Origin of the sequence: Serratia proteamaculans, from assembly GCF_004684015.1 — a bacterium.
In the GTDB taxonomy this organism is placed as follows: Bacteria; Pseudomonadota; Gammaproteobacteria; order Enterobacterales; family Enterobacteriaceae; genus Serratia; species Serratia proteamaculans_F.
Genome location: NZ_SRIA01000007.1, coordinates 68494 through 80774 on the forward strand (window position 1 = coordinate 68494; position 12281 = coordinate 80774).

The 12281-nt window shown below is 54.5% G+C and carries 12 protein-coding genes; 8 read left to right on the forward strand and 4 right to left on the reverse strand.

Annotation, left to right across the window (positions count from 1 at the left end; genetic code table 11):
- Positions 1-73: 73 nt before the first annotated feature.
- A complete protein-coding gene (locus E5C26_RS05020; RefSeq protein ID WP_135315329.1) occupies positions 74-859 on the reverse strand; it encodes a helix-turn-helix transcriptional regulator in 786 nt (261 codons plus the stop codon).
- Positions 860-976: 117 nt separating this feature from the next.
- On the opposite strand from E5C26_RS05020, the gene E5C26_RS05025 reads away from it, so the two are divergent.
- Positions 977-1747, forward strand: coding sequence for a class I SAM-dependent methyltransferase (locus E5C26_RS05025; RefSeq protein WP_135315330.1), 771 nt, complete (start codon positions 977-979; stop codon positions 1745-1747).
- A gap of 98 nt (positions 1748-1845) precedes the next feature.
- On the opposite strand, the gene aqpZ is transcribed toward E5C26_RS05025, so the two are convergent.
- Positions 1846-2541: an aquaporin Z gene (aqpZ, locus tag E5C26_RS05030; RefSeq protein WP_012005450.1), complete on the reverse strand. Its 696-nt coding sequence runs from the start codon at positions 2539-2541 to the stop codon at positions 1846-1848.
- A 446-nt stretch (positions 2542-2987) separates the two neighbouring features.
- Here aqpZ and E5C26_RS05035 point away from each other — a divergent pair, with 446 nt between their 5' ends.
- Positions 2988-4352 carry an esterase-like activity of phytase family protein gene (locus E5C26_RS05035; protein WP_135315331.1) on the forward strand — a complete coding sequence of 455 codons (1365 nt, stop codon included), beginning with the start codon at positions 2988-2990 and terminating at the stop codon, positions 4350-4352.
- Between the two features lie 176 nt (positions 4353-4528).
- Here E5C26_RS05035 and E5C26_RS05040 read toward each other — a convergent pair whose 3' ends face one another.
- Positions 4529-5710: a low temperature requirement protein A gene (locus E5C26_RS05040; RefSeq protein WP_135315332.1), complete on the reverse strand. Its 1182-nt coding sequence runs from the start codon at positions 5708-5710 to the stop codon at positions 4529-4531.
- Positions 5711-6020: 310 nt separating this feature from the next.
- Between E5C26_RS05040 and E5C26_RS05045 the strand changes: the two genes are divergently transcribed.
- Positions 6021-6305 carry a DUF1471 domain-containing protein gene (locus tag E5C26_RS05045; RefSeq protein ID WP_135315333.1) on the forward strand — a complete coding sequence of 95 codons (285 nt, stop codon included), beginning with the start codon at positions 6021-6023 and terminating at the stop codon, positions 6303-6305.
- Between the two features lie 243 nt (positions 6306-6548).
- Positions 6549-7106, forward strand: coding sequence for a class I SAM-dependent methyltransferase (locus tag E5C26_RS05050; RefSeq protein ID WP_135315334.1), 558 nt, complete (start codon positions 6549-6551; stop codon positions 7104-7106).
- On the opposite strand, the gene E5C26_RS05055 is transcribed toward E5C26_RS05050, so the two are convergent.
- Positions 7107-7568, reverse strand: coding sequence for a GNAT family N-acetyltransferase (locus tag E5C26_RS05055; RefSeq protein WP_135315335.1), 462 nt, complete (start codon positions 7566-7568; stop codon positions 7107-7109).
- A 216-nt stretch (positions 7569-7784) separates the two neighbouring features.
- On the opposite strand from E5C26_RS05055, the gene E5C26_RS05060 reads away from it, so the two are divergent.
- The 4 genes from E5C26_RS05060 (at position 7785) to aroL (ending at position 12264) form a co-directional block, all read left to right on the forward strand.
- Positions 7785-8900 carry an ABC transporter substrate-binding protein gene (locus E5C26_RS05060; protein WP_135315336.1) on the forward strand — a complete coding sequence of 372 codons (1116 nt, stop codon included), beginning with the start codon at positions 7785-7787 and terminating at the stop codon, positions 8898-8900.
- Positions 8893-11016 carry a TonB-dependent siderophore receptor gene (locus E5C26_RS05065; RefSeq protein WP_135315337.1) on the forward strand — a complete coding sequence of 708 codons (2124 nt, stop codon included), beginning with the start codon at positions 8893-8895 and terminating at the stop codon, positions 11014-11016. Before E5C26_RS05060 ends, E5C26_RS05065 begins: the two co-directional genes overlap by 8 nt.
- A gap of 89 nt (positions 11017-11105) precedes the next feature.
- Positions 11106-11624: a GNAT family N-acetyltransferase gene (locus E5C26_RS05070; protein ID WP_135315338.1), complete on the forward strand. Its 519-nt coding sequence runs from the start codon at positions 11106-11108 to the stop codon at positions 11622-11624.
- Between the two features lie 115 nt (positions 11625-11739).
- Complete coding sequence (gene aroL, locus E5C26_RS05075; protein ID WP_135315339.1) at positions 11740-12264, forward strand: shikimate kinase AroL; 525 nt, start codon at positions 11740-11742, stop codon at positions 12262-12264.
- Positions 12265-12281: the final 17 nt, after the last annotated feature.

Consider the following 12281-nt stretch of genomic DNA (forward strand, 5'->3'; position numbering starts at 1 on the left):
GCTATCACCCTAGCGCGTTTATATGAACCAATAAATAAATGGCAGGTAAACCTGTTTATGAATTTGTTACCAGTTACGGCAGAGGGATCAGCATCACCAGCTTCAACCCGCTATTTTCCGCCGGGTTAAACGTCAGTTGCCGATAGCGCAACGCCCCCTGTTGCAAGTGGGTAAATACACGCTCGCCTCCTTCTCGTGCCAGCACGTCCTGCTGTTTCCACCAGTGGTTAAAGGCCTCACTGTTGTGCGTCATGTTGCGTACGAAAGCGCGCATTTCTTCGGTGTTCTGATGGTGACTGGTTTCGGCCCTAAATTCGGCGACCACGCGTCGTGCACGGTCGTCCCAGTCGCTGACCAGGGTTTTGGCCAACGGGTGGAAAAACATAAAGTGCAGCAGATTGGGGGTAGCGGCCTGGCCCAGCCAACCGCTGAACAGGCTTTCCGCCTGCGGGTTCCAGGCAACGACATTCCAGGTGATATCCAGCAGGTAGCAAGGCACCGTTACCTGGTGAACACTTTGCAACACGGCACTGTTAGCCGTTTCCTGGTGATGCTCCTGTTCGGGATCGGCCACTCGCGCCAGGGTAAACAGGTAGTGACGTTCGGCTGCCCCCAGGCGTAGCGCTTTGGCAATGCGTGCCAGCGTATGGGGGGATATGGAAACCTCGCGCCCCTGTTCGATCCAGGTATACCAGGTGGCGCTGATACCGCTGATTTGGGCCAGCTCTTCACGGCGCAGGCCGCTGGTGCGACGGCGTGGGGCGCTGGGTAAACCCAGCATTTCCGGTGTGATGCGTTCCCGGTGCGCACGCAGGAAGGCACCCAGGGCTTTAGGGCCGGACAAGGCTTCTGATTGCATAGACTGGTACCTCATGATACTAGGATAACTGCTTATATTGTACCCGTATAATAAGCCGATTATAGTCATTAAAAGCCATCCGGCACAGGCGAAAGCCAGACAATAAAGGGAGCACCTATGAGCATCAGCAATAGCCATAAAAATGCGGTCGACCGTCAGTTTGGTGAGCAGGCCAGCGCTTACCTGACCAGCGCAGTGCATGCACAGGGAAAGGATTTACAGCGGTTGGCAAGACTGTTGGAACCCCATGCCAACGCCAAATTACTGGATTTGGGGTGTGGCGCGGGGCATGCCAGCTTTACCGCGGCAGACAAAGTGGCGCAGGTAGTGGCCTATGATTTATCGGCGCAGATGCTGGCAGTGGTCAGCCAGGCGGCGGCGGATAAAGGTTTCAACAACATTCAGGTAAAGCAGGGCGTGGCAGAATCGCTGCCGTTTGACGATGCCAGCTTTGATGTGGTGATCAGCCGTTACTCGGCGCACCACTGGCATGACGTCGGCCAGGCGCTGCGCGAAGTTCGACGGGTATTGAAACCGGGTGGCAGGGCCATCTTTATGGATGTGGTTTCACCGGGGCATCCGCTGTTGGATATCTATCTGCAAACCGTTGAGGTGCTGCGTGATACTTCACATGTGCGTGACTATGCGCCGGGTGAATGGCTGAGTCTGCTGACCGAGGCCGGGTTGCTGGTACAGGAAGTGACATCGGATCGGCTGCTGTTGGAGTTCAGCAGTTGGGTAGAGCGGATGCGTACGCCGGAGCATTTCGTTACCGCCATCCGTGCTTATCAGCAGGGGGTTTCTGAAGAAGTGATGCAGCATTTTGCCATCGAGCCGGACGGAACATTCACCAGCGACATTATGATGTTTGAGGCCGTCAGAGGCTAAATAACTCAGGGCAGCCGATATACCCTTCATTCTCCCGATGGCAATCGGAAATTCATGGGATATAGCGGCTGCCCTGACAGACTATTACCGGGCAGAATTTACTTCTTGTCTTCCAACAGGCAGCGATAAATCAGGCCGCCAATAACACCGCCCACTAATGGCACCAGCCAGAATACCCAAAGCTGTTGCAATGCCCAGGTTCCCTGGAATATTGCCACGCCGGTACTACGTGCCGGGTTAACGGAAGTATTGGTTACCGGAATACTGATCAGGTGAATCAGGGTTAACGTCAAACCAATGGCCAATGGAGCAAAGCCGGCAGGTGCACGTTTATCTGTTACGCCATGAATAACGATCAGGAAGAATGCGGTCAGTACCAATTCAATGACGATAGCGGATTGCAGAGAATAGCCGCCTGGTGAGTGTTCACCGTAACCGTTGGAGGCAAAGCCGCCGCCGGTAGCGTCAAAACCAGCCTTGCCGCTGGCGATCAAATACAACACCGCCGCTGCAGCAATCCCGCCAATAACCTGAGCAATCACATAGGGAATCACGTCTTTAGCGGCAAAACGGCCGCCGGCAAATAATCCTACGGTAATCGCCGGGTTAAAGTGCCCGCCAGAAATATGGCCAACGGCGTAAGCCATGGTGACCACGGTCAGACCAAAAGCGAGCGCGACACCAAGAAAACCAATACCCAGCTGTGGAAATGCTGCTGCTAATACTGCGCTACCACAACCACCGAACACCAACCAGAATGTGCCAAAAAATTCGGCAAAAAGTCGCTTTGACATAGATTCCATCCTACGGAAAATACTAACGGGCGTTAGCACTAAAAACTATAGAACACCTTTTTCAATTAATGCAGGTTTCTACGGAATTTTCTTAATGCACCTTGAATAACGGCAGGTATTAAATCCCCACCAATTAACTTTGTCTATGCGAACACGCCTATATTTTGAGGAACGGAGTGCGTTTGCTGATTTTTTTATCGCTGTTATAAGAATTCACCCTAAGCTTAAGCGATATAGGTATTTCTGACGGGGAATGGCCACGATTAAATTTGTTTTTCCATATGATTATCCCATTCGATTTTCCCGGGTTAATTGTTAATTCCTATTTGCCATATTTAATTATTGCGACAATTCATGGCATTAGACCTGCTTGTCATCAAACCGTCATGCAGGACTAATACCTTAGCAAGCTGCCAACTTCATACCCTTAACTCTGAGCCATAACCATGAAAATAAAATCGGTTTCGCTGTTAATCAGTTCGTTGTTTCCTCTGTTCTCCTATGCTGCCACTGACGTTGAGGTGGCGCGCTATGTGGTCAGCTTTCCCGCTGGCGAACATGTGAGCTATCAAGGCGCATTCGCCAAGAATTTCCCACAGGGGTTGCCTGTAGGTATTGGCTCGGGCCTGGTATTCAATGGCCGTGAAGGCCAGGATTTGCTGCTGACCACCCTGACCGATCGCGGCCCCAACGCGGATGCGCCTGCGGTTGGGGATCAGGAAGCGAAAATTTTCGCCAACCCGGAGTTTGTTCCGTTGTTGATGGATATTCGTGTCGGCGGCGGCAAAGCGGTTGCCAGCAATGCACGCCCGCTACATGACCAGCAAGGGCCGATCAGCGGGTTGCCGCTGCCGGCGGGCCTGATAGGTTCCACCAACGAAGTGGCACTGAGCGATACGCTGAAAACCTTGCAGGGTGATCGGCGTGGGCTGGATACCGAAGGTATCACAGCGGACGGCAAGGGGGGTTACTGGCTGTGTGACGAATACGGTCCGTTCCTGATCCATATCGACAGCCAGGGCAAGATCCTCGCCAAATACGGCCCAACGCCGGAACAGGGCGAACAGGCGGTGGCGGGTGGGTTACCGAATATCATCAAGTGGCGTCAGCCGAATCGCGGCTTTGAAGGCATTACCCGGATGCCGGACGGACGGATTTTAGCGGCGGTGCAGAGCACGCTCGACGTTGAGGGCAAAAGCAAGAACAAGGCGCAGTTCACCCGGCTGGTCAGTTTTGATCCCGCCAGCGGTAAAACGGCGATGTACGGTTACCCGATCGATATCGACAGCTATAAAAAAGCCAAAGACGCCAAGGTCGGCGACATTGTGGCGGTTGATGACCAGCACATCCTGTTGGTTGAGCAGGGTAGCGATAAAGACAAACAGATGATCAACAAGATCTATCTGGTTGATCTCAGCCAGGCAACCGACCTGACGGCTTTTGACGGCAAGGGCAAGGCGCTGGAATTTGATGATGCGAAGGATCTCGCGAAACGCGGCGTGAAGCTGGCACAGAAGCGTGAAGTGGTGGATCTGCGCAAATTGGGTTGGCAGCAGGAGAAAGTGGAAGGCTTGTCGTTGATCGACAATCGTACATTGGCCGTGATCAACGATAACGATTTTGGCCTGCAGGCCAAGCTGGTGGACGAGCAGCCGAAGGCTAAAAAAATTGGCGATTATCAGTTGGATCAACAGGGTAAGCTGAACCTGGACGGCAAAACCGTGTCGACCCGTATCGAATTGCAGCCGCTGGAAAAACCGGAGTCACTCAGCGAACTCTGGGTACTGACATTGCCGCAACCGCTGAAGTAAACACCAGTAAGTGTATGGACTCTATCAGAGTGCTGATAAACCCGCATAAGAGCTACCTGTAGGGGTCGAACATGTTCGACCCGATTTAACCCATTGATTATGCTATAGGGCGCAGCATGCAGCGCCCCTACCACTAAACAGCAGAGCTCTTTGTCAACGACCCCCTGTTTCCTTCCTTATATGATAGCGTCGCGGTTAGCCTGTGGCGCTCTGCCACGTGAAATGCTTTCCCACACCGCCACTGCCACCATAATCAGCGTGGTCAGACCGTTCACCATCAATAAATCGGTGAGATACGCAATCGGTGCCAGCACCGCCAGCGCGATCAGCCCCAGCAAATGCGACAGCGGGAAGCGGCGATACACCAGCCGCTTGTACAGCGCATTGGCGAGCAGATAAATTGCCGGGCCCAGTAGGAGCACCGCAGCCGTTACGTTAGTGATGTGGCCGTCAGGGTGGGCGATCACCAGTTCATTGGCGACGGCGCAGACGATGATCGCGCCCACCAGAACCACATGGACATAATGGAAATTGGCCCCCAACTGGCCAGGATTTTCGGCCTGACTGATGGCATGGCTACCGGCTTTGCTGCTGGTATCGAAATAAACCCACCACATCGCCAGGCTGCCGAGAAAGGCCACCAGCGACGCAATCAACACCGGTGCGGTCCAGGACTCCATTTCGCTGAGAGTAGAGCCGGTGATCAGAATGGTTTCCCCCAGCGCCACGATCACAAACAGCTGGCAACGTTCTGCCAGATGATGGCCTTCAATCGTCCACTCGCTGCTGCTGTCGGAACGGCCAAGCACCGGCAAGCGGAAACCGAACATTGGTGAAACGTATTCACATAATACCGCCACTGCCCATAGCAACAGTCGCTGGTTACCTTCCGCCAGACCGCCGAGGATCCAGAATAGCGCCGAGATGCACATCCAGCCGAGAATGCGGCGGAAGTTTTGTTTGAGCGGATGCCCGGCCGGTAACAGGTTCAGAACAACCAGCGAGCGGCCCACCTGGATCGCGACATAGAACAGCGCGAACATCAGCCCGCGCTCACCAAATGCCTGTGGCAGCGCGGATGAAGCGAACAGCCCCAGCAGCATGATGGCGAACAGCAGGATGCGAATAGGGCGAGTATCCGGGTTAAACCAGTTGGTAACCCAGGCGGTGTATTGCCAGGCCAGCCAGACGGCGAACCATAACAACAGGGTTTCCAATGCTCCGTTCAGCGTCAGGTGGTGCAGCAGATAGTGAGAAAGCTGGGTAACGGCAAAAACGTAGATCAGATCGAACAGCAGTTCCGAGAACGAAACCGAGGCGCCATGGCCATCGCGTACGCGTAGTAAGGTTTGCGACATAGGGAGTCCTTCCAAAATGATAACCTTCAGCAATAGCGTAGTTCAGCCGCCCGGTGATGGGTGATAAATCTTAAAACCGAGGTTTTTTATCTTTCTCTGACCAAACTGACTTTTCATTGTCATCTGCCGGGAGTATTGTTGGTCTCTCCTCTAGGAACAATCTTCGCCAAGACATATCCGCACGCACCTTCTCCTTATTTTCGTCACAATGATTGATGTTCTTTACATTGCATTACGTCACCTTTCATTGCCTGGCCGATAATTAACTCCACTGATTCGAGAAAATAAACAAAAACACCTGGAGTTAATCATGAAACTATTAACTGGCATCGCAGCAGTTCTGTTGGCAGCCGCTTCGTTCTCTTCATTTGCAGCGCCGCTGTCATCAGTAAAACAGGTCAGCACTGAGCAAGCCAGCGGCTTGCAGAGCCTTGGCGTAGTCTCGGTTTCCGGTGTTAGCGGTTCACCGGGTGACGCGGTCCACGCGCTGAAAGAAAAAGCTCAGGCGGATGGCGCCAGCCATCTGCGTATTATTGGGCTGGACACCCCGGGGGATTCCAGCAACTGGCGTGGTAATGCGGAAATCTACCGGTAATTTTTAGACAGTAAATTAATATCGGTCGCTTTAATAAGTGGCCGATAAAATAAACGGTTGTGGATAATAATCTGACCGGTAATGTCGTTATAGACTTACCCGATGATCATTATCACAGCCGTTTTTTTTGCTGGCTGTCAGTTGCATTTTATTACAACTGTACCGGTGGTTTTAGGACTCATGTTAATGAATGCTTAAGGAATTGAGTTCAGATTGGTGGCTACTCAACCTAAGGAGGCCCCAATGTTAAATGCGACACGGCTGCAACTGAAAAACCACTTTTCCTACCTCCAGCAGTTTATGGCTTCGCCACGCACTATTGGCACTCTGGCGCCTTCTTCCCCCTGGCTATGCCAGGCGATGCTCAATCAGATTGAGTGGACGCGGGCATTGTCGATCGCGGAGTTAGGCGCAGCGGACGGCGTTTTGACCAAGCGTATCTTGGGGCGCATGCGGGCCGATGCCTCACTGGACGCTTTTGAAATTCAACCCAACTTTGTCCATCAATTGCGGAAAATTGACGATCGCCGCCTGCAGGTGATGAACTGTTCGGCGGAACAAATGGCTCGCGATTACGACGTGGTGTTCTCCTGCCTGCCGCTACTGTCGATCCCGCTTAAAATCAGCATTCGTATTTTACAGCAGGCACAACAATGCTTGCGTGCAAACAACGGGACATTGGTGTTGTTTCAGTACAGCCACCTGTCAGAAAAATTGCTGTCCCGCTATTTTCACTGGAAACGACTGCGGGTGGTGCGTAATTTCCCGCCGGCGCTGGTGTATATCTGCACCCCGCGTTAACTAAAGCCTTTTTTCCATCACCACCACCTGGCCATCATATTGCTGCCGGCGTTCGATGGTTTGCCAGCCCCAGCCGGTATACAGCGACTCTGATTTGTCGGTAATCAGGTGCAATACGGGGTGGTTGCGTTGGCGCGCCAGTTGGACGATGGCGGCCTCCAGGCGCTGTGCAATGCCCTGACGGCGATGGTCAGGGTGAACAAACACTCCAGCCAGCCAGGGGGAAAGGTCCATCCGGTGATGATCGTCACTTGGCCACAGGCTGGCCATGCCCAGCGGGCGTTCGTCCTCAATCATCAACAAGGTGGTGTAGTCTTCACTCGGTTGCGCGCATTGGGCAAAGCGTTGACGCGTGCGTTCCAGAGTACCGCCGCGCTGCGAACCCCATTGGCCAAAGGCCCATGCGGCACAAACGTCGCTGAACTGTGGGCACTCGGTCAGTGGAATAATCTGTTGAGTCATCTCTGCACCTCCTTTTATCTGCCAATCTGGCTCAGCCGTTATCGGATTATCGACCGCTTTTTTAACTTAATAAAACCGTATTTATAGCGGTTTTGCACGCATCAGTGACGAAACTGCGTAATTCAGCGGATTTGACCCGCACTTTGCCTGTTGTGATTGAAAGTGTTAATGAGAGTGATTATCATGCGCGCATATTTTGACTAATCCGGCTCACTGATGCGCAATTCCCTCATTTTTATTCTGCTTTCCCTGCTGCTCGGCTTTTTTGGCGTTCAGGCAAAAATGGTCACTGACATTACGGGGCGTCAGGTTGAGGTGCCGGATAATCCGCAGCGTATCGTGCTGGGCGAGAGCCGCATGTTGTATACCCTGGCGCTGCTCGAGCCGGGAAACCCCGCCCAACGTATCGTTGGCTGGCCGGAAGATATGGCGCGTTTCGATGCGCAAAGCTGGCAACTCTACACGCAGAAATTTCCGCAGATCAAAGCGATCCCCTCTATCAGCAAGGGTAATTTCCGCCAGGTAAATATTGAAAACCTGATCCGCTTGAAGCCGGACTTAGTGATCCTCGCGCGCTATGCGCGGGAAGAGGGTGACAGTGATTTATTACTGAGTGCGTTGAGCAAGGCCGGAATTGCGGTGATCTACGTCGATTTACGGGTCGATCTGCTGCATAACACCGTACCTAGCGTCCGTCTGTTGGGCGAAGTGCTTAACCGCCAGCAGCGCGCAGAGCAGTTCATCAACTTCTATCAACAGCATATGGCGGTGATCCAGCAGCGGCTGGCCGGCTATCAGGGGCCGAAACCCAAGGTGATGTTGCACCTGCATCTCGGCCGGCGCGAAACCTGCTGCACCACGGCGGCCCATGGCAACCTCGGTGATTTACTGGCCTTTGCCGGCGGCGACAATATTGCCAACGCCAGCATCAAAGGCGTTTACGGTGAGCTGAACCCGGAAACCATTCTGACCGCCAATCCCGACATCTATATCGCCACCGGCATGGCCGGGCCACAGGGCAAACATTTTTCCGATCTGCGCCTTGGGCCGCTGGTCACCCAGCAGGAAGCCGATGAGAGCTTTAGCCGGGTGATGGAAAAACAGCCAATGCTCGCCAATCTGAAAGCAATAAAAAATCATCAGGCCTGGAGCCTCTGGCACAACTTTTATCTCAGCCCCTATCACGTGGTAGCGGTTGAGATGTTCGCCAAAATCTTCTACCCGGATCTGTTTGCAGACATCAACCCGCAGCAGACCTTTAAGCAGTTATATCAACAATTTTTGCCGTTACCTTTTTCAGGGACCTATTGGAGTCAGTTAAATAATGAATAACCCCCAACGTGGCTGGTGGTGTGCACTGCCTCTGGCAGCCTGTGCATCGGCACCGACGATCGCTGCCGACAAAACCGCAGACAAGGGTGAAACCCTGGTGGTGGTCGGGCAAAAACAGACCGACGGCGTGCAAAGCTATCAGCCGCTGACCAGTGTGACCGGTACCCGCAGCGAAACCAGCCTGTTGAATGTGCCGCAGGCTATCGACGTCGTGCCGCAGCAGGTGATTAGCGATCAGGCGGTCAACAGCCTGGATGAGGCGCTGTATAACGTCAGCGGCATCACCCAGGCGAATACGTTGGGGGGAACCCAGGACGCGGTGATGAAGCGTGGCTTTGGCGATAACCGCGACGGCTCAATTCTGCGCGACGGCGTGCGCTCGGTGCAGGCGCGCAACTTTACTCCAACCACCGAACGGGTTGAGGTACTGAAAGGCCCGGCCTCAATGTTATACGGCATGGGTGAACCGGGTGGGATGATCAATATGATCACCAAAAAGCCGCAGTTGCAGCAGCACACCCATGTGGAAGGCTGGGGCAGTAGCTTCAAGGGCGGCGGCGGCCAGTTGGACGTTACCGGGCCGCTGGGGACTTCAGGATTCGCCTATCGGATGATTGTCGATCACGACGAGACCGACTACTGGCGCAACTTTGGCCGCAACCGTCAAACGGTGATCGCACCTTCGCTGATGTGGTATGGCGAGAGCACCACAGTGCGCGTTGCCTACGAGCATATGGAGTATTTGGTGCCGTTCGATCGCGGTACCATCATTGATTCACGTACTGGCAAACCGGTGAATACGCCGCGTGATCGTCGCTTCGACGAAAGCTACAACGCCACGCGTGGCGATCAGGACAGCGTCACCCTGCAGGTTGATCAAGTGTTGAACGAGAGCTGGAAAAGCTCGCTGACTTACGCCTACAGCCGCAACAGCTACAGTGACAATCAGGCGCGCGCGCTGGCTCTGGATCCTGAAACTGGCGTACTGTCGCGCCAGGCCGACTCCACCGCCCATGCCGTCAGCCATGCCAACGCGGTGCAGTTGACGCTCAACGGTGACGTCGACTGGGGCCGCATCAACCACCAGATGCTGTTCGGCTTTGATTTTGAAGATAATCGCACCTACCGGGGCGATATGATCCGTGGCAAGAAGAACAGCGATTTCAATATTTACCATCCTGTTTATGGCCAGATGCCTACTTCGAACGCCGTCAGTGCCAAAGACAGCGATCAGCGTGAAAATCTCACCAGCTACGGCTGGTTTATGCAGGACTCCGTGCAACTGACCGATAAATGGCTGGTGATGGGCGGGTTGCGTTACGACGCCTTTGACGTGTTTGCCGGCAAAGGGCGGCCGTTTGTGACCAATACCGACAGCTCCGATAGCAAACTGGTGCCCCGCGCCGGGGTAGTCTACAAGCTGACGCCGTATGTGTCGCTGTACAGCAGCTATACCGAATCTTTCAAGCCGAACTCTTCCATCGCCAGCCAGATTGGTTCGCTGCCGCCGGAACAAGGCAAAGCCTGGGAAGTGGGCAGTAAGGTTGAGTTGCCCAATGGCGTTACCGGTACCCTGGCGTTGTTCGATATCACCAAACGCAACGTGATGGTCAGCGAACTGGTGAATGGTGAAACCGTAACCCGCACCGCCGGGCGCGTGCGCTCGCAGGGTGTGGAGCTGGATGTCGCGGGCAATATTACCGACTCACTGAGCCTGATCGGTTCTTATGCCTATACCGATGCGCGGGTGGTGGATGATCCTGACAACAAAGGCAAGGAAATGACCAACGTGGCGCGCCACACGGCTTCACTGTTCCTGACGCAAGATTTGGGTTCCCCAGGGCTATACAGCGGAGACAACGTGCGCATGGGGGCCGGTGCGCGTTATGTGGGCCGCCGCCCCGGCGATGCTGCCAACAGTTTTAATCTCGATAACTACACCGTCGCTGATGCCTTCGCCGCTTACACCATGCCGGTCAATGGCTACCGGGTGAAATGGCAGTTGAACGTAAAGAACCTGTTCGACAAAACCTATTACCCTTCCAGCGGCGGCAATTTGCGCGTGGCGGTGGGGGAACCACGAGAAGTGGTGCTGCGTGCCAGCGTCGACTTCTAATTTGGCGGGCCGGGAAGCCAGTTCGGTGGCGGGTATCTGCCGTCGGATAAATCTGGTTAAATAGCCGGCCTGTGGTTAAGGAGAATCCGATGAGCCTGAAGATCCGTTTGGCGCAACTGCAGGATATTGCTCAACTGATCGCCGCCGAACGGTCGGCTGCGCAGCTGTTTCAGCAACAACCGGCCTGGGCTTTTATTGCCGAAAGCCCGGTGATGGATGTACAGCAGCATACTGATTTTATTCAGCGGCGGCAGGAATGGCTGGCGGAGAGCGCAGCGGGTGAGGTAGTCGGGTTTATCGCGGTGACGGCGCAACAGCAGGATTGGCATATCGCCGAACTGTCGGTTGCCGCCAATTGGCAACGTCAGGGCATTGGACGTCAGTTGATTGCCGAGGTTGCAGCACAGGCCCGGTTGCAGGGCGCGCAGCGCCTGACGCTGACCACCTTTATCGATGTGCCCTGGAATGCCCCCTATTACCAACGGCTGGGGTTCCGGCCGATAGCCCCTGAGCGGCTCAGTGCATCATTGAGCTCCCGGTTGGCGCAAGAAGTGGCAGATGGCTTTGCCGTCGGCAGTCGCTGTGCCATGGAATTTACACTATCGTAAATATTGAAATACAGGATGATGGCGGTATGATGCAGCAACCCCGCCATCGCAGGATCAGCACGCCGGGTTTTGGCGAGCAAATGCACTTAAGTCACCGTATAAGGGACAACCCGTAATGACACAAACCATTTTCATGGTAGGCGCGCGCGGAGCCGGTAAAACCACGGTGGGCAGCGCACTGGCGCTGGCGCTGGGTTATCAATTCATCGATACCGATCTGTTTATGCAGCAGACCACGCAGATGAGCGTGGCGGAAATGGTCGAACAAGAAGGCTGGCTGGGTTTTCGCCGCCGTGAAAGCATTGCCCTGCAAACCGTCACTCAACCGTCAACTGTAGTTGCCACTGGCGGTGGTGCGATCCTGGCGGAAGAGAACCGCTGCTTTATGCGTCAGCACGGCACGGTCATTTACCTGCGGTCTCCTGCCGAAGTGTTGGCACAGCGGCTGGAAGAGTATCCGCAAGACACGCAGCGCCCTACGCTGACCGGCCGCCCGATTGCCGAAGAGATGCTGGAAGTGCTGGCCGCGCGTGAAGCGCTGTATCAGGAGGCCGCGCACTACGTGATGGACGGTACCGGCGACCCGCAGCAGGTGGTGGAGCAGATCCTCGCCGTTTTGCGACCAGAAACGGTAAAATAGGGTCTCAGTGAGTTTTC